The sequence below is a fragment of the uncultured Tateyamaria sp. genome (assembly GCF_947503045.1).
Classification (GTDB): domain Bacteria; phylum Pseudomonadota; class Alphaproteobacteria; order Rhodobacterales; family Rhodobacteraceae; genus Tateyamaria.
The window spans coordinates 228,241-244,186 of record NZ_CANNCF010000004.1 but is presented as its reverse complement, the minus strand read 5'-3'; the positions used below and the strand labels follow the sequence as shown (position 1 = coordinate 244,186).

Annotated in this window: 18 protein-coding genes; 11 read left to right on the top strand and 7 right to left on the bottom strand. The window is 62.4% G+C overall.

The window, feature by feature from the left end:
- The first annotated feature begins 4 nt into the window (after positions 1 to 4).
- Both Q1A89_RS17445 and Q1A89_RS17440 read left to right on the top strand, forming a co-directional pair.
- Positions 5 to 706 carry an exopolysaccharide biosynthesis protein gene (locus Q1A89_RS17445; protein WP_299731278.1) on the top strand — a complete coding sequence of 234 codons (702 nt, stop codon included), beginning with the start codon at positions 5 to 7 and terminating at the stop codon, positions 704 to 706.
- A gap of 61 nt (positions 707 to 767) precedes the next feature.
- Positions 768 to 1,226, top strand: a complete 459-nt coding sequence (locus tag Q1A89_RS17440) for a disulfide bond formation protein B (RefSeq protein ID WP_299731275.1) — start codon at positions 768 to 770, stop codon at positions 1,224 to 1,226.
- Here the strand turns inward: Q1A89_RS17440 and Q1A89_RS17435 are convergent.
- Positions 1,223 to 1,648 (bottom strand): Lrp/AsnC family transcriptional regulator, encoded by a 426-nt coding sequence (locus tag Q1A89_RS17435; protein WP_299731273.1) that lies wholly within the window; start codon positions 1,646 to 1,648, stop codon positions 1,223 to 1,225. The two genes, Q1A89_RS17440 and Q1A89_RS17435, sit on opposite strands and share 4 nt — an antisense overlap.
- Positions 1,649 to 1,753: 105 nt before the next feature.
- On the opposite strand from Q1A89_RS17435, the gene rocF reads away from it, so the two are divergent.
- Both rocF and Q1A89_RS17425 read left to right on the top strand, forming a co-directional pair.
- On the top strand, positions 1,754 to 2,677 hold the full coding sequence (rocF, locus tag Q1A89_RS17430) for an arginase (protein ID WP_299731271.1): 924 nt from the start codon (positions 1,754 to 1,756) through the stop codon (positions 2,675 to 2,677).
- A gap of 24 nt (positions 2,678 to 2,701) precedes the next feature.
- A complete protein-coding gene (locus tag Q1A89_RS17425) occupies positions 2,702 to 3,754 on the top strand; it encodes an ornithine cyclodeaminase (protein WP_299731268.1) in 1,053 nt (350 codons plus the stop codon).
- Between the two features lie 207 nt (positions 3,755 to 3,961).
- Here the strand turns inward: Q1A89_RS17425 and dksA are convergent, their stop codons facing one another.
- Complete coding sequence (gene dksA / locus Q1A89_RS17420; protein ID WP_299731265.1) at positions 3,962 to 4,384, bottom strand: RNA polymerase-binding protein DksA; 423 nt, start codon at positions 4,382 to 4,384, stop codon at positions 3,962 to 3,964.
- 183 nt (positions 4,385 to 4,567) lie between these two features.
- Here dksA and Q1A89_RS17415 point away from each other — a divergent pair, with 183 nt between their 5' ends.
- The 6 genes from Q1A89_RS17415 (at position 4,568) to Q1A89_RS17390 (ending at position 9,659) form a co-directional block, all read left to right on the top strand.
- Positions 4,568 to 5,407, top strand: coding sequence for a MoxR family ATPase (locus tag Q1A89_RS17415; protein WP_299731262.1), 840 nt, complete (start codon positions 4,568 to 4,570; stop codon positions 5,405 to 5,407).
- Positions 5,408 to 5,691: 284 nt separating this feature from the next.
- A complete protein-coding gene (locus Q1A89_RS17410) occupies positions 5,692 to 6,147 on the top strand; it encodes a GNAT family N-acetyltransferase (protein ID WP_299731259.1) in 456 nt (151 codons plus the stop codon).
- Positions 6,148 to 6,152: 5 nt separating this feature from the next.
- Positions 6,153 to 7,511 carry a DUF2927 domain-containing protein gene (locus Q1A89_RS17405; protein WP_299731960.1) on the top strand — a complete coding sequence of 453 codons (1,359 nt, stop codon included), beginning with the start codon at positions 6,153 to 6,155 and terminating at the stop codon, positions 7,509 to 7,511.
- Between the two features lie 34 nt (positions 7,512 to 7,545).
- Positions 7,546 to 7,716: an apolipoprotein acyltransferase gene (locus Q1A89_RS17400; RefSeq protein WP_299731256.1), complete on the top strand. Its 171-nt coding sequence runs from the start codon at positions 7,546 to 7,548 to the stop codon at positions 7,714 to 7,716.
- Position 7,717: 1 nt separating this feature from the next.
- Positions 7,718 to 8,905, top strand: a complete 1,188-nt coding sequence (locus Q1A89_RS17395) for a VWA domain-containing protein (protein ID WP_299731253.1) — start codon at positions 7,718 to 7,720, stop codon at positions 8,903 to 8,905.
- Between the two features lie 64 nt (positions 8,906 to 8,969).
- On the top strand, positions 8,970 to 9,659 hold the full coding sequence (locus Q1A89_RS17390; protein WP_299731250.1) for a M48 family metalloprotease: 690 nt from the start codon (positions 8,970 to 8,972) through the stop codon (positions 9,657 to 9,659).
- On the opposite strand, the gene Q1A89_RS17385 is transcribed toward Q1A89_RS17390, so the two are convergent.
- The 5 genes from Q1A89_RS17385 to Q1A89_RS17365 all read right to left on the bottom strand — a co-directional run bounded on the left by Q1A89_RS17385 (position 9,656) and on the right by Q1A89_RS17365 (position 15,288).
- Entirely contained in the window at positions 9,656 to 10,204 is a 549-nt protein-coding gene (locus Q1A89_RS17385; RefSeq protein ID WP_299731247.1) for an RSP_2648 family PIN domain-containing protein, read from the bottom strand. The genes Q1A89_RS17390 and Q1A89_RS17385 overlap by 4 nt on opposite strands.
- The gene (locus Q1A89_RS17380) at positions 10,201 to 11,418 is read right to left on the bottom strand and encodes an RSP_2647 family RNA methyltransferase (protein ID WP_299731244.1); all 1,218 of its coding nucleotides are present in this window, start codon (positions 11,416 to 11,418) and stop codon (positions 10,201 to 10,203) included. The genes Q1A89_RS17385 and Q1A89_RS17380 overlap by 4 nt, the downstream gene beginning before the upstream one ends.
- Before the next feature lie 39 nt (positions 11,419 to 11,457).
- Complete coding sequence (locus tag Q1A89_RS17375) at positions 11,458 to 12,117, bottom strand: DUF6778 family protein (protein ID WP_299731242.1); 660 nt, start codon at positions 12,115 to 12,117, stop codon at positions 11,458 to 11,460.
- A 124-nt stretch (positions 12,118 to 12,241) separates the two neighbouring features.
- Positions 12,242 to 12,520, bottom strand: a complete 279-nt coding sequence (locus Q1A89_RS17370) for a hypothetical protein (protein ID WP_299731239.1) — start codon at positions 12,518 to 12,520, stop codon at positions 12,242 to 12,244.
- Entirely contained in the window at positions 12,517 to 15,288 is a 2,772-nt protein-coding gene (locus tag Q1A89_RS17365; RefSeq protein ID WP_299731236.1) for a glutamine-synthetase adenylyltransferase, read from the bottom strand. Before Q1A89_RS17365 ends, Q1A89_RS17370 begins: the two co-directional genes overlap by 4 nt.
- Positions 15,289 to 15,366: 78 nt before the next feature.
- Between Q1A89_RS17365 and Q1A89_RS17360 the strand changes: the two genes are divergently transcribed.
- On the top strand, positions 15,367 to 15,834 hold the full coding sequence (locus tag Q1A89_RS17360) for a YbaK/EbsC family protein (RefSeq protein ID WP_299731233.1): 468 nt from the start codon (positions 15,367 to 15,369) through the stop codon (positions 15,832 to 15,834).
- Positions 15,835 to 15,946 lie beyond the last annotated feature (112 nt).

Sequence of the window (15,946 nt, the reverse complement as noted above, 5' to 3'; positions counted from 1 at the left end):
GAGAATGACATTTTTTGCGCCCCCGTTCCCGGGCGCTGGCGCATCCGACATTGATTTGATACGCGATGCCGGAATTGCAGGAGATGTCGACAGCATGAACACTGTGGCGCAGGACATGGCGATCTCGGATCGGCTGGCACAGTTGGTCGCTGACAGCGACGGCGATGCAGTCTCACTGGCGTGGATTCTGGAACAGTTGCACGAGCGTGCCTTTGGCCTATTCCTGCTTGTGCTGGCGCTGCCCTGCTGCATCCCGTTTCTCTACGGCATTCCTCAGATTGTTGCTCTGCCGCTGATGTTCGTTTCGGCCCAGATCCTGCTGGGTCGCCGCGTGCCCTGGCTGCCGCAAAAACTGGGCGCGCGCGCGGTCTCGACCGAGGGCCTCGGCAATCTGTCGCGCCGTTCGGCCCCCTGGCTCAAACGGATCGAGGCGGTGAGTCGCCCGCGCCTGACCGCTTTGACCCAAGCACCTGCCGACCGGTTGGTGGGCCTCGGCCTTGTGTTGTTCAGCGCCTCGATCCTTGTCCCCTTGCCCGGCACCAACACTGTGCCCGGCTTCGCCGTTGTGGTCGTCGCCATGGGCCTGTTGCAGCGCGACGGCGTGCTGGTCATCCTGGGCACGTTGCTGGGCACCGCATGGATCGGAACGCTGCTGGTGGCCGGGGCAACGCTGGCGAGCCTGATCAAGAACTGGATCGGCCTGTGAGTATTGGGCCCCTTCATCTGCGCCTCCCTGCGGCTTTCAGCCGGCATCAAGGAAACCCGTCATGACCCGTCAGCACTATATCGTCCTGGCCGCCGGCGGCTCAGCCGCGCTGCTGCTGGGTGCATTTGCCTTTCAACATCTCGGCGGGCTGGCACCGTGCAAGATGTGCATCTGGCAACGCTATCCGCATGTTGCGGCCATTGCGCTTGGGGCCATCGCCCTCCTTATCCCCCTGCCCGTCCTTCTGGCCCTAGGGGCACTGGCCGCGCTGGCAACGGCCGGAGTCGGAGCTTACCATGTGGGCGTCGAACAGGGCTGGTGGGAAGGGCCAAGCAGTTGTTCCTCGGGTGCAATCGACAATCTCGATCCCGACGCCCTGTTTGACCAGATCATGGCCGCCCCGCTTGTGCGCTGTGACGAGATCGCGTGGCAGTTTTCCGGGCTCAGCATGGCCGGGTGGAACATGGTGATCTCGCTGGTCCTCGCCGGTCTGTGGCTGGCGGCCCTGCGCGCCCGCTAGGCCGATTTACGGGTCGACAGCAGCAGCGACGTCTCCGACGACATCACCCCCTCAAGCCGCCTGATCCGGAACAGCACTGCATCAAAGCGTTCCAGCGTATCGGTGCCGATCTCGACAATCACATCCCAGCGGCCGTTGGTGGAATAGACATGGCGGACCTCGGTCATGCCCTGAAGCTGGCGGATGATCCGTTCGGTCCCGCGCCCCTCGATCCCGATCATCATCAGCCCGCGCACCGGGTCGCGCAGCGTGTCTTCGCGCAACACCACGCTGAAGCCGACGATTTCGCCGCGATTGCGCAGTTTTTCGATGCGCGTGCGCACGGTTGTGCGCGACAGGCCCAGCAAGACCGACAGATCCGACAAGGAGGCGCGTGCGTCGTGCCGCAAGGCCGAGATCAGGCGTGTATCCGTTTCGTCCATACCTACATTCCGTTTTGACTATTTAGGGTTCGATACGGCCAATTTGTCGGCTTGTCCACGCATCACTTTGGGCAGACATCTGACCCAAGCCCACAGGAGAACAAGATGACACCTCAAGATATCCAACTGATCGGCGTACCGATGGACAGCGGCAAATCCCGGCGCGGCTGCCTGATGGGGCCCGATGCCTATCGCACGGCAGGTCTGGCCGAGGCGCTGCGCGGTCTGGGCCATCAGGTGGGCGATGCGGGCAACGTCACACCCGGCGCCTATGATGCGACACCGCATCCGCGCCTGCACGCGCTCGGTGAAACCATCGCCTGGACCAAGGCGCTGTCTGAGGCGGCACATGCGGCTTGCGCGAGTTCCCTGCCGATCTTCATGGGGGGTGATCATGCGCTGGCCCTTGGCACCGTGCACGGTGCCGCCGCCCATGCTGCTGAGGTCGGGCGCCCGCTGTTCGTTTTGTGGCTCGATGCCCATACCGATTATCACACGCCGCAAACCACGGATTCAGGCAACCTGCATGGCACGCCCATGGGCTATCTCACCGGGCGCGACGGCTTTGACGACTTTCCACCGGTGCCCCACCCGATTCCGCACGCACAGATCGCGATGCTGGGTCTGCGTTCAGTCGATGCGCAGGAACGCGCAGCGCTTGAAGAGACGGATGTGACCTATATCGACATGCGCCACATTGATGAGCACGGCATCGCCAAACCACTTTCGGCCTTTCTGGAGCGCGCGGCGGCTCAAAACGCGCTGCTCCACGTCTCGCTCGATGTCGATTTTCTCGATCCCTCCGTCGCCCCTGCTGTGGGCACCACTGTCCCCGGTGGTGCGACCATCCGCGAAGGGCACCTGGTGATGGAGATGATCTGCGACAGCGGCCTGCTCACCTCACTCGATCTGGTCGAGTTGAACCCCTTTCTGGACGAGCGTGGACGCACGGCACAAGCGATGGTCGATCTGACCGCCTCTGCCTTTGGGCGGCGCATCTTTGATCGCCCCACCCGCGCCTATTCCTGACCCTGTTTGCAAAGGACACCGTACATGACCAACCTCGCCCCGTCCGACAAAGCCCTCGTGCCCTTCGTCTCGGTCGATCACATGATGCAGCTGATCCACCATGTCGGCATGGCCGAGATGTTGCGCGGGCTTGCCACCTATATCGAGGATGATTTCAAGCGGTGGGAGCTGTTTGACAAGACACCGCGCATTGCCAGCCACTCGGCCGAGGGCGTGATCGAGCTGATGCCGACCTCGGATGGCGAAACCTACGGGTTCAAATATGTGAATGGGCATCCCAAGAACACCGCCGATGGGCTGCAGACGGTCACCGCATTTGGGCTGCTTGCGGATGTGGACACCGGCTATCCGGTATTGCTGACCGAGATGACATTGCTGACGGCAATGCGCACCGCCGCCACCTCGGCCCTTGTGGCGCGCACCCTCGCGCCCAAGGGGGCAACCACCATGGCGATGATCGGCAACGGCGCACAGTCCGAATTCCAAAGCCTTGCCATGCAGGCCATCGCGGGCGTGACACATGTGCGCCTATACGACATTGACCCTGCTGCGACCGAAAAATGCACGCGCAATCTGGCCGGTACCGGTCTGGTGGTGACGCCCTGTTCCAGTGCCGAAGAGGCCATTGAAGGCGCACATATCCTGACCACCTGCACCGCGGACAAGGCCTATGCCACGATCCTGACCGACAATATGGTCGGCGCGGGCGTGCACATCAACGCCATCGGCGGCGACTGCCCCGGCAAGACCGAGATCGCGCCCGCCATCCTGCAGCGCGGTGACATCTTCGTCGAATACCCGCCCCAGACCCGTGTTGAAGGCGACATCCAGCAGCTTGATCCTGATCATCCGGTGACCGAAATCTGGCAGGTGCTGAGCGGTGCGGCAACCGGGCGGACTTCTGACAAGCAGATCACTATCTTTGACAGCGTGGGATTCGCGATCGAGGACTTTTCCGCGCTGCGCTATGTACGCGACGCGATTGAGGGGACGGCGCTGTTTCACCCGCTGGATCTGCTGGCGGATCCGGATGATCCGCGAGATCTTATGGGGATGGTGATGCGTTCACTGGGGTGAACGCATCAGGTGGCAAGGACTGCTTTTCAATGAAAAGCTGTCAGCCACACAGACGATACGTAAGGTGCAACTAAAAAGGCGCACCATCAGGTACGCCTTACGAGTGGTTTGCTGCTTTTGGTGCCTGATTTATCAGCGGTGTGACTGGTCGCTTTGCTCTGCAAAGCAACCCTTGCCGCCGTTTGAATTCACCGTCGTGAATTCAAACTAATCGTCGCGATGCACTTTCTCACGCCGCTCATGCTTTTCCTGAGCCTCAAGGCTCATCGTCGCGATGGGCCGTGCGTCCAGACGCTTCAGCGAAATCGGCTCGCCCGTGACCGAGCAATACCCGTATTCGCCCTCGTCGATGCGGCGCAGGGCGGCGTCGATCTTGGACACGAGCTTGCGCTGGCGATCGCGGGTGCGCAGTTCCAGCGCGCGATCTGTCTCTTCACTGGCGCGGTCTGCCACGTCAGGAATGTTGCGCGTGCCGTCCTGCAAGCCTTCGATCGTATCGCGGCTGCCTGCCATCAGCTCGGCCTTCCAGCCCAGCAATTTGCGGCGGAAATATTCCACCTGACGTTCGTTCATGAACGGTTCGCTCTCGGCTGGGCGATAGTCGTCCGGCAAAAACGTTTCCTGTTTCATTTGCTTCCCCTCAACTCGACTGACGTTGGCCATATGCGGTTCCCTGAGGTCTCCGGTTCACTGCCCCACCAGCTCCCTGCCGCAGCATTTATCGAAGGCAAAGGGGATTGTCACTACCCATTCCCATGACAACTTAGGTAAAAGCAGCGTGATGAACAAAACAGCGCAACAGGGTGAACTCACATGAAATTCCAAGGCACCGACGCCTATGTCGCCACCGACGACCTCACAATTGCCGTCAATGCCGCCGTCACCCTTGAGCGGCCTTTGCTGGTCAAGGGCGAACCGGGCACGGGCAAGACGGAACTGGCCAAACAAGTGTCGCGGTCATTGGGACTGCGCCTGATCGAATGGAACATCAAATCGACCACCCGCGCGCAGCAGGGCCTTTACGAATATGACGCCGTCAGCCGGCTGCGCGACAGCCAGCTGGGCGAGGACAAGGTGCATGATGTTGCCAACTACATCAAAAAGGGAAAGCTGTGGGAGGCCTTTGAAGCGGACGAAAAAGTCGTGCTGCTGATCGATGAGATCGACAAGGCTGATATCGAATTTCCAAACGACCTTTTGCAGGAACTCGATAAGATGGAGTTCTTTGTTTACGAGACCGGCGAGACCATTCAGGCCCGTCACCGCCCCGTGGTCATCATCACATCGAACAATGAAAAGGAACTGCCCGACGCTTTCCTGCGCCGCTGTTTCTTTCACTACATCCAGTTCCCGGACATGGACACGATGAAGCGGATCGTCGCCGTCCATCACCCCGACATCAAACAGGCGCTGCTGACCACCGCCCTGACCCAGTTCTTTGAAATCCGCGACCAGCAGGGGTTGAAGAAAAAGCCATCTACCTCCGAAGTGCTGGACTGGCTGAAACTGCTGCTGGCCGAGGATATGAGCCCCGAAGACTTGAAACAGGGCGGTGCCAACAGCCTGCCCAAGTTGCACGGGGCACTTTTGAAAAACGAACAGGACGTGCATCTGTTCGAGCGGCTGGCCTTCATGGCGCGCGGGCAGCGCTAGCAGAAACTGCGACACGCAACTCGGCAGAACGACAGCGGCCATCCGTAGGTGACGTGTAGTTAACCAGAGCGCGCCGCCTCAAGTGCCGCCAAATCGCGTCAAAACGAGACAAAAAAGCCCGTTTTTTGCGGGTCATTTTGGTCACAACCTCCCGTGGCATGGCTCAACGCGGCCAGCCTGTGGATAAAATGTCTTTCTTTTGCCTGAAATGCTCCATAACCTGTCCTTGATGAGAGGTGAAAACACCCGCATCCAATATGCTAAAAGGCAGGCAGGCAGTATAAATGAATGGTTCAGACGCACTGACAGTGCGCCCTCTCTCTTTGTCGGATCGTACCGCGTGGGGCGATCTGTGGACGGCCTATCTTGCGTTTTATGAAACGTCTCGTCCCAAATCTCTTTTTGACACCTATTTCGAACGGTTGCTGGGCGATGACCCGCAGGACTTTTCCGGTCTTGTTGCGGAACGCGCAGGCAAGCTGGTTGGCCTGACCCATTTCCTGTTTCACCGCCATGGCTGGCGGGTCGAAAATGTGTGCTACCTGCAGGACCTCTATGCCGACCCGGCTGTGCGCGGTGAAGGTGTCGGGCGCAAGCTGATCGAAGGCGTCTATGCCGCGGCTGATGCGGCAGGCTGCCCGTCGGTCTACTGGCTGACGCAGGATTTCAACGCCGAAGCGCGCAAGCTTTATGACCGCATCGGCAAACTCTCCCCCTTCATCAAGTATGATCGGGGATGAGTATGATGCGCCGCTTTGTTTTGCCCCTCGTTCTTGCGCTAAATGCCTGTGTGCCCGTCACCCCCGGCGACACACCTACACGTGCCCTGCCCCAAACCAGCGACCTGCCCCCGATGAAGACCTTTGGCGCGCCCCATCCCGGCGCCCCGATCCGGTCTAACAACGATCTGGCTCTCGACTTTATCGAGCTCAGCTTTCAACTGGAATCAGGTCGCGACCTGCCTGTCTTTACCCGTTTTGAAGGGCCGATCTCCGTCCGGGTCACTGGCGCGCCGCCAACCTCGCTTGGCACTGATCTGCGCCGCCTGATGCACCGTTTGCGCGACGAGGCGGGAATCGACATCTACGAGGCCGCGCCCGGCAATGCGGCGAATATCACCATTCAGGCGGTCAGCCGTGCCAAGATTCGGCGCGCCCTGCCCCACGCAGCCTGTTTCGTGGTGCCCAACATCACCGATATCTCGCAATACAAGCCCAACCGGCGCAGCGCGCGCACCAGCTGGTCCAACCTGCGCACGCGCAAGCAACTGGCCATCTTCCTGCCCAATGACGCAAGCCCGCAAGAGGTGCGCGACTGCCTGCACGAGGAACTGGCGCAGGCCATCGGCCCGCTCAACGACCTCTATCGTCTGCCGGATTCGGTGTTCAACGACGACAACGTGCACACGGTGCTGACCGGCTTTGATATGCTGATCCTGCGGGCCTATTACGCGCCCGAACTGCGCTCGGGCATGACGCGTGGGCAGGTTGCGGAACGACTTCCCGCGATCCTGGCCCGCATCAATCCGGAAGGCGAAGGGCTGCCTGCCCAATTTGCCACCCGCACCCCCCGCGCCTGGAGCGTGGCCGTACAAACCGCGCTTGGCCCCGGTGCCAGCCCCGCCCAACGTCGCGATGCCGCCACCAAGGCGCTGGAAATCGCACAAGCCATGGGGTGGAAAGACCACCGCCGTGCATTTGCCCATTATGCCAATGGCCGTCTGCTGCTCGCCTCTGATCCGCAAGCCGCACAGACCCATTTCCGCGCAGCCGACCAGTATTATGCCGCCACCAAGGGCGCGCGCCTGCACCGGGCCTATGTGGCGACACAACTTGCCGCGTACGCGATCACCCGCGGCGATGGCGACGGGGCCTCTATTCTGCTGGCGCCGCATATCGATCAGGCCGCACGCAACGAAAACGCAGCCCTTCTGTCCACACTCCTGCTTTTGCGGGCCGAGGCGCTTGATCTGCAGGGCCGCTCGGCCGAGGCGCGCACCGTCAGGCTGGACAGTCTGGGATGGGCGCGCTACGGATTTGGCCCTGACTGGGCGGTCCGGGCCAAGCTGCGGGAAATCTCTTCACTCAATCCGCTGAATGGTTGAACTTGCCGCCCCAACGCATTGAGAGGCAAGGCAAATGATAGTCATCGCAGCGGCCCTGATCGGCGCGCTCATCGGCGGAATGACGGCACGCAAACGCGGCGGCAACAAGCTTGATATCGCGCAATATGCCGCAGGCTATGCACTGGCCTTTGTCATCGTTGGCCTCATCGCCACCGTTGTGATCGACCGCACCCTGAGCGCCTGAGATGTTCCTGCCCTTCCTTGAGCATTTGCGAAAAAGTGGCGTGCCGGTGTCCCTGCGCGAATTCCTCGCCTTTCTCGAGGCGATGAAGGCGGGTCTTGCGACCTACGATTTGGAGGCGTTCTACTATCTCGCGCGCACGTCCATGGTGAAGGACGAGCGTAACATCGACAAGTTCGACCGCGCCTTTGCTGCCGCCTTTGAAGGGCTGGAACAGATCAGCATCGAACAGGTGCTCGAGGCCGTGGACATTCCAAAGGACTGGCTGGAAAAGCTCGCCGAAAAGCATCTGAGCGCGGAAGAGCGCGCCGAGATCGAGGCTTTAGGAGGCTTCGACAAGCTGATGGAAACGCTCAAGAAACGGCTTGAGGAGCAAAAGGGACGTCATCAGGGCGGCAACAAGTGGGTTGGCACTGCCGGCACCTCGCCTTTTGGGGCCTATGGCTACAATCCGGAAGGCATTCGAATCGGTCAGGACAAGTCGCGCCACCAACGCGCGGTCAAGGTCTGGGACAAGCGCGAATTCAAGAACCTCGATGACACGGTCGAACTGGGCACGCGCAACATCAAGGTTGCCCTCAAGCGCCTGCGCCGCTGGGCCCGTGACGGCGCGGCAGACGAGTTGGACCTCAACGGCACCATCCGTGCCACGGCAGAACACGGCTATCTCGATGTCAAGACGCGACCTGAACGAAGAAACGCCGTCAAGGTGCTGTTATTTCTTGATATTGGTGGGTCCATGGACCCTCATGTGAAGACGGTCGAAGAATTGTTTTCGGCGGCCAAATCCGAGTTTAAGCATTTCGAACACTTCTATTTCCACAACTGCCTCTACGAGGGCGTGTGGCGTGACAACCGCCGCCGCTGGGATGCACAAACCCCGACCCACGAGATCCTGCGCACCTATGGTCCTGACTACAAATGCATTTTTGTGGGCGACGCCAGCATGTCCCCTTACGAAATTGCCTATCCGGGTGGCGCGAACGAACACTGGAATGCCGAGGCCGGACAGGTCTGGCTCGAGCGGGCGCGCGATCAGTGGGCCTCGCATCTGTGGATCAATCCGGTGCCCGAGAAATACTGGGGCTACACCCATTCCATCGGCATGATCCAGGAGATTTTCGGCGCTGAGGCGATGGTGCCGATGACGCTGGAGGGGCTCGGTCGCGGTATGAAAACACTGACGCGTTGATGCACGCGTTGCTGTCGCACTATCACGCTGGAAAATCACGCCCTCGCACCCCATATCGTGGAACATGATCAAGTTCGCACCCATTCTGCTGGCCATCGCCTACGGCCTTGTCATGTATCGCTTTTCGGTCTGGCGCACCGCGCGCAGTCTGGATGCGCAATCGACCGAACTGGCCGACCCGATGTTGCGCCAGATGTGTGATCAATTGGCCGCCGCCCTCGATCTGCCCCGGATCAAGGTGCACATCTATGAAATTGAGCCTGTAAACGGCCTCGCCGCCCCCGACGGGCGCATTTTCATCACCCGTGGGTTCTACAACCAGTTTCGCAAAGGTGCCGTGTCGGCCTCGGAAATGGCCAGTGTGATCGCGCATGAGCTGGGCCATGTGGCGCTGGGGCACAGCCGCCGCCGCATGATCGACTTTTCCGGTCAGAACGCGATGCGCGCGGCCCTTGGCATGGTGCTGTCGCGCTTCATACCCGGATTTGGCGTCTGGATTGCCAACGGGCTGACCACACTGCTGGCCGCGCGCCTGTCCCGCCAGGACGAATACGAAGCGGACGCCTATGCCGCCGCCCTGTTGACCAAAGCGGGCATCGGCATTGCGCCGCAAATCTCGCTGTTCGAAAAGCTGGAGGGGTTGACCAAATCCCGTGGTGGTGCCGCCCCCGCATGGTTGATGAGCCACCCCAAAACCACCGAGCGGATCAAGGCGCTGCAAAGCCTTGAGGCCAAGTGGCAGGTCAGTCCCTAGCCCAGCCGCTCCACCGCCTTGCCAAAGCGCGGCAGGCGGGCCTTTTTCATCAAAGCCCGCAAGGTCCAGTCCTCGCCTGACAGGCGCTGTGCCTCGGCCAGCACCGCATGGGCGACGGGCGCGACGAGGTCGGGATTGGCCTCGACGCAGCCTTGCAGATAGCTGTCGGGATCGACGCGGTGCAGCCCTTCCTCGGTCAGGACATTGCGGGGAAAATCCTTGGCATTGACGGTCATGATCGCGTCCGACGATCCGGCCACAGCGGCAGCCAGCACGTGGACATCATTTGGGTCGGGCAGCCACAACCGGTTTTCCAGCTCGGGCGGATGGCGCACTTCAGCGCTCGGCCAGGCGGCTTGCAGCATCGCAATCTCGCCGCGCGCCTGCGCCTCTCCCTCTGGTCCCAGTTTCAGCGCCGCCCGCGCCCATTCCTCGAGGATACGCGGGCTCCATTGCGGGGTGAACAGGCCCGCGCGCGCCACACCCAGCACCACTTCGCGCATAACAGTGGGGTAGAGAACGCAGGCGTCGATCAGGATTTTCATAGACGGAAAAACAACGCCTTGAGGTAGCCGCTTTCGGCCAGCAAGGGATGCAGCGGATGGTCCGGCCCCGCAGTTCCGGTGTGGATCAGCGCCGCAGTCCGGCCCGACCGCCCGATGCCGCGCACGCAGGCGCTGCGGAACTTGTCGAGGTCAACGGCATGCGAGCAGCTGCACAGCACCAGAATACCGCCCTCAGCGACCAGTGGCACGGCCAGCCGTGTGATCCTCTCATAGGCGCGCACGCCCGCATCCACCGCCGCCTTGGCGGGCGCAAAGGCGGGTGGGTCGCAGATCACGATATCGAACTGTGCCCCCTCTTCGCCCAAGGCCCCCAATACGTCGAACGCATCCCCCTGACGGCTCGTGAACCGGTCCGAGGCCCCCATGGCGGCGGCCCCTTGCGTGGCCAATTCCAACGCAGGGGCCGAGCCGTCAACGCAGAGGGTCGAGGCCGCTCCACCGGCCAAGGCCGCCAGACCAAAGCCACCGACGTGCGAGAACACGTCCAGCACGCGGGCATCGCGCGCCATGGTCTTGGTCAGGGCGTGGTTGGGACGCTGGTCATAAAACAGCCCCGTCTTCTGCCCCCCGGCGATGTCGGCCATGTAGGTGGCGCCATTCATTGGTACGGGGATGGGCGCATCAGGCATCTGGCCGGCCAGCACCTGGGTCACGTCATCAAGGCCCTCAAGGCCGCGCGCCCGCCCGCCTGCGTTCTTGATCAGGGTGGTGGCCCCTGTGACCTGCATGGCCGCCTCGGCCAGAATGTCGATGCGGCTGTCGGCCCAGGCCGCGTTGGGCTGGATCACCAGCACATCGCCAAAGCGGTCGATGATCACGCCAGGCAGACCGTCCGCCTCGGCATGGATCAGCCGGTAGAACGGCGCATCATACAGTCGCTCTCGCAAGGACAGCGCGCGGGAAAGACGCTGCGCAAACCAGTCCACGTCAACCCGCGCCTGAATGTCCATGTCGACCACGCGGGCGATGATCTTGGAATTGGGGTTCACTGTGACCAGCGCCATCGGGCTGCGGTGTTCATCCTCAAGCACTGCAAGCGTGCCGGGGGCGAGTGCTTTGGTGCGCCGGTCGGCCACCACCTCGTTGGCATAGGCCCAGGGAAAGCCGTGGCGGATGCGCCGCGGGTCCATCTTGGGACGCAGGCGGACGACGGGGCGGGTCTGGGGCTCAGATGTGAGTGAGGGCGCTGTCATAGCGCCCTCCTCTAGTGTGTTCCGTGATCGGGTGAAAGATCAGAGTTGGTTCAGCGCCTGAATGAGACCCAGCTTGGGGTTCTGGAACCCGCTTGGCGTGGTCAGTTCCTGACGGATCGCCTCGGCCAGCAAGTTGGTGATGCGCACCTTCTGGGTCTCGCCCCGGGCTTCGGCCTCAAGCGCCTGGCGGCCTCCAAAGGCGTGGATGTCGGCGCGCACACGACGCGGCTCGCCCAGTGGGGCGCCGGTCTTGGCATGGCGCAGGGAGAGGATAAAGTTGATGTTGTGCACGCCGCCCGTGGTATAGCGCGCGCGCTCGGTCAGGGCGTGAAAGCGGGTGACTTCGATGTCCATGAACACCGGGGTTGCGCCGTTCAGCGGCTCTGTGCCCTTGTTCATCGCATCATAAAAGATCGCACCGATCTGAGCATGACGATCGCCCATCGGATCACCGCGCCACACGATGTCGGTCGAGGGCAGATAGCCGTTGCCTTCGGACACGCGCAGGGTGCGTGGAACGCGCACGGTGATGTTTTCCACCCGCACATCGGTGTTGTAGGCGCCAACGGGTGCGGAGGCTTCGGCAAACGGCAGTCCCGCCTCCTGGAAAGGCGCGTTGCGTGTCGTGGTGCCGGTTTGCGCGCAGGCCGACACAAGGGCGGCGGCGGCCAGCAAAAGACCTGTTCTGAAATATTTCATCTGTCTCTCCGTCCTGCGCGGTTTGGTCCACGCATTACATTTTTCGTCCCCTCCAATGTGGCGGCGGACTTGGGCGGAATTGCGACAAATTTGGTTCAATTGCGCGATTGTTTCGCGACTGCGATCATTCTGGGCGGCTGCGGCTGCGCCATCCTCCGCGCCGTTTTGGGCGGGCAATGCTGCGCCGTCCTTCGCCCAGCACTTCGGTCATCGGGTGGTCGGGATGGGCCTGCCCGTATTGGCTCAGCAGCACGTCGATGGTGGCCACTGGGGTCAGCGCATCGGGCAGGCTGAGCGCCCAGTCCAGAAAGATCGTGCGGCATTCGGATTTGGTGATGCCGTCGATGCGGTAGGCCTCATAGATCAGGCCCTTGGGGTCGTTCTGGTCACCCTTGGCACTCATGGTGCGGCCTGCGCCTGCAATCCGCGCGCGATGGCGGCGTCAATCACGTCGCTGGCCGCGGTCTGAGCGGCTGCCAGCAGTGCCTCGGCGGCGTCCCGATCCCCTGCCCCGGTTGTCCGTATCAAAACCGTCAATCCCCTTGATCCGACATCATCCGCGTCCACCGGCCCGGTGCTGAGCAGGCGCGACGCCATCTGCACGCGCCACAGCATCGCATAGGTGTCGCGCAGAACCTGCGCCTCTGCGTCACTTATCAGCCCCGCAGCGACGCAACCCGCAAGCCCGCCCGCCACATCACTTGGCGCACCGCCCTGAAACAACAGCGCGCCGGTTTGCGAGAACAATTCGATGTCCTGCATCCGCCCCGGCCCGATCTTGGCGTCCCAAAGCCCTGCCGGGGCCTTGGCGCTGGCGATGCGGCTGCGCATCTCGGACAGATCGCCCATCACCTCCCTAAGATCACGGGGCCGCGTCAGCACCTCGTGCCTGAGGGCGGCGATGTCATCGCCAAGGTCCGCAGGGCCCGCCACAAGCGAGGCCCGCACAAGCGCCAGATGCTCCCACAGCCACGCCTCGTTTTTCTGATAAGTCTGAAAGGAGGCCCAGCTGGTGGCCACAGGCCCCTGATTGCCCGACGGGCGCAGACGCATGTCGGCCTCATAAAGCCGCCCTTGGGCGGTTTGTGCGGTGATCGCCGTGATCATCGCTTGCGTGAGACGCGCATAGTAGGTGCGCACCGGCAGTGGCTTTTTGCCCTCGGACATGTCCGCCGTGCCGGGGTCATAGATCACGATCACATCGAGATCGGATTGCGCCGTCAGCACCCCGGCCCCGAGACTTCCCATGGCCAGAATGACTGCTCCCCGCCCCGGCGGCGGCCCGTATCGCTGCGCGAACTGCGCCTGCACGACGGGCCAGAGGGCAGCAAGCGCCGCGCGGGCCAGGTCGGCATATTGCCGCCCCGCCTCATCCGCAGGTGTGAGGTCGCGCAGATGGTGCACGCCAATGCGGAAATGCCAATCCTTGGCCCAGGCCCGGATCGCGTCCAGCTTGGCCTCGTAATCGGACTCGGCCGCCATGCGCGCGCCTGCCTCGTCCGCAAGGGCCGCCTGCCCCGGCCAGTCGGCAAAAAAGCTGCCCCCGATCACCGCATCCAGCACCGAGGCATTGCGCGACAGATACCGCGCCAATGCAGGCGAGGTGCTGACGATATCGACCAGCAGATCGACCAGTTGCGGATTGGCTTCGAACAGCGAAAACAACTGCACCCCCGCAGGCAGGCCTGCAAGGAAGGCGTCAAAGGCCGATAGCGCCTCTTGCGGCTTACCGGCGGCCCCGAGTTGCGCGAGCAGGGCCGGTTCGATCCGTTCAAACAGTGCCGCCCCCCGTTCCGAGCGCAAGGCGGGATAGCTGCGCCAGCGCGCGCGCATGCTGGCATCAACCTCGACCGCTGCGGCTGCAGGCTCGGCACTGCTGGGCGCAAAGAACCCTTCGGTTTCGGCATGGACGGCGGACAGCCGTTCGACCAGTTCGGTTTCCAGTTGCGCGCGGTCCGTGTCCATCATCGCCGCCAGCCGCTCGAATTCTTCTTGGGATGTGGGCAGGCTGTGGGTCTGCGCATCACGCACCATCTGCAACCGGTGCTCGACCGTGCGGGCAAAGCGGTAGTGGTCGCTGAGTGCTGCGGCCACAGGTGCGTCGATCCAGCCCTTGTTGGCCAGCCGGTCAAGCCCCTCGACGGTGCCGCGCACCCGTAAATCCGGATCGCGCCCACCCGAAATCAACTGCCGGGTCTGGGTGAAAAACTCGATCTCGCGAATGCCACCCCGCCCCAGTTTCATGTTGTGGCCAAGTAGCGTGATCGGCCCGCCCGTACCTTTGTGCTGGCGGATGGCAAGGCGCATATTGTGGGCATCCTGCACGGCGGCAAAATCGAGGTGACGACGCCACACGAAGGGACGCAGATCGGCAAGAAACCGGTTGCCAGCCTCCAGATCACCCGCACAGGCGCGCGCCTTGATATAGGCCGCCCGCTCCCATGTCCGCCCGAGGCTTTCGTAATAGCGCATCGCAGCCCCGGTCGACAAAACCACAGGCGTCACCGCCGGATCGGGGCGCAGACGCAGGTCGGTGCGGAACACATAGCTGTCCGCCGTCAGATCGCTGAGCATACCCGACATATCCTGCACCGCCCGCACCAGCGCCTTGCGGATCGAGGCGTGATCGCCCGGCGCGTGGCGGGTTTCATCAAACAGGCAGATCAGGTCGATATCCGAGGAATAGTTCAGCTCGTGCGCGCCCATTTTGCCCATGGCCAGTACAAACAGGCCCGGGTTCTCATCCGGCAACTTGCCGCGCCGCACCTGATGGGCGATGGCCGCATCAAGGGCGGCCGTGCAGGCCATATCCGCAAGCTCTGTCAGCGGCCCGGTGACCTGTTCCAGCGACCAGGCACCCCCCAGATCGGCGAGCCCGGCCAAAAGGGCCACCCGCCGTTTGGCCACCCGCAACGCCGGGCGCAGCGTTTCCATGTTCCCTTCGGGCGCACGCAGCACGTCGCGCAGGGCGGCATCTGTGTCCTCAAGCGCCTGCGGCAACCAATCGGCCTCTTGCGCGATCAACCCGGCCAGATAAGGACTGCACGCCGCCGCCCCGTGCACGAGGTCCCGCAACGGCCCGCTCAGGCCCGGCACCGCGTCCACAGCATCCTGCCCCCGTTCAAGCTCGAACGGGCGGGGCACGCGGGTCAGGTGGTCTTGCAGGCGCATGGGGCCACAATCATCAGGGGCGCGGGGCGGCGTCAATGCCCCTTGCATCCCAAAGGCGTGGGCGGCACCAATGCGACCATGAGCAAAAGCCTGAAACGTGTCCGCGCCGCCCTTGAGGGTGCGGGCATCGACACCGAAATTCGCGAAACCCCGCTGGCCCGCACCGCAGCGGACGCAGCCCGCGCAATTGGCTGCGAGATCGACCAGATCGCCAAGTCGATCATTTTTCGCGGGCAAAGCAGCGGATTGGCCATCCTGTTTGTGACCGCAGGGGGCAATCAGGTGGATGCAGACAAAGCCATGGCCCTTGCGGGCGAACCGCTGGGCAAGGCGGATGCCGCCCTGATCCGGGCGCAAACCGGCTTTGCCATCGGGGGCGTGTCGCCGGTCGGACACGTCAATCCGATCACCGCTTTCTTTGATCCGCGCCTGCAGGATTTCGACGTGATCTGGGCCGCAGCAGGCACACCGCACCATGTTTTTCGGGCCAGCCCGTCTGATCTGATGAAAATTTCTGACGCGCAAGCTGCTGATTTCACAACCTAATCCAAGAATATGTAAAAAACATTCACATTAACTCTTGCAGCGCCCGCCCAAAGTGCCAATTTATGCAATGTGAAAGACATTCACATATGCAAACAGTCACAAGAGGGGCACC

Bases quoted from the DNA above. Each gene is read 5' to 3' on its own strand.
- Q1A89_RS17425 (WP_299731268.1), top strand. From the start codon at position 2,702: ATGACCAACCTCGCCCCGTCCGACAAAGCCCTCGTGCCCTTCGTCTCG.
- Q1A89_RS17435 (WP_299731273.1), bottom strand. From the start codon at position 1,648: ATGGACGAAACGGATACACGCCTGATCTCGGCCTTGCGGCACGACGCA.
- Q1A89_RS17400 (WP_299731256.1), top strand. From the start codon at position 7,546: ATGATAGTCATCGCAGCGGCCCTGATCGGCGCGCTCATCGGCGGAATG.
- Q1A89_RS17415 (WP_299731262.1), top strand. From the start codon at position 4,568: ATGAAATTCCAAGGCACCGACGCCTATGTCGCCACCGACGACCTCACA.
- Q1A89_RS17410 (WP_299731259.1), top strand. From the start codon at position 5,692: ATGAATGGTTCAGACGCACTGACAGTGCGCCCTCTCTCTTTGTCGGAT.
- Q1A89_RS17375 (WP_299731242.1), bottom strand. From the start codon at position 12,117: ATGAAATATTTCAGAACAGGTCTTTTGCTGGCCGCCGCCGCCCTTGTG.
- rocF (WP_299731271.1), top strand. From the start codon at position 1,754: ATGACACCTCAAGATATCCAACTGATCGGCGTACCGATGGACAGCGGC.
- Q1A89_RS17385 (WP_299731247.1), bottom strand. From the start codon at position 10,204: ATGAAAATCCTGATCGACGCCTGCGTTCTCTACCCCACTGTTATGCGC.
- Q1A89_RS17445 (WP_299731278.1), top strand. From the start codon at position 5: ATGACATTTTTTGCGCCCCCGTTCCCGGGCGCTGGCGCATCCGACATT.
- Q1A89_RS17370 (WP_299731239.1), bottom strand. From the start codon at position 12,520: ATGAGTGCCAAGGGTGACCAGAACGACCCCAAGGGCCTGATCTATGAG.
- Q1A89_RS17365 (WP_299731236.1), bottom strand. From the start codon at position 15,288: ATGCGCCTGCAAGACCACCTGACCCGCGTGCCCCGCCCGTTCGAGCTT.
- Q1A89_RS17380 (WP_299731244.1), bottom strand. From the start codon at position 11,418: ATGACAGCGCCCTCACTCACATCTGAGCCCCAGACCCGCCCCGTCGTC.
- dksA (WP_299731265.1), bottom strand. From the start codon at position 4,384: ATGAAACAGGAAACGTTTTTGCCGGACGACTATCGCCCAGCCGAGAGC.
- Q1A89_RS17405 (WP_299731960.1), top strand. From the start codon at position 6,153: ATGCGCCGCTTTGTTTTGCCCCTCGTTCTTGCGCTAAATGCCTGTGTG.
- Q1A89_RS17390 (WP_299731250.1), top strand. From the start codon at position 8,970: ATGATCAAGTTCGCACCCATTCTGCTGGCCATCGCCTACGGCCTTGTC.
- Q1A89_RS17440 (WP_299731275.1), top strand. From the start codon at position 768: ATGACCCGTCAGCACTATATCGTCCTGGCCGCCGGCGGCTCAGCCGCG.
- Q1A89_RS17395 (WP_299731253.1), top strand. From the start codon at position 7,718: ATGTTCCTGCCCTTCCTTGAGCATTTGCGAAAAAGTGGCGTGCCGGTG.
- Q1A89_RS17360 (WP_299731233.1), top strand. From the start codon at position 15,367: ATGAGCAAAAGCCTGAAACGTGTCCGCGCCGCCCTTGAGGGTGCGGGC.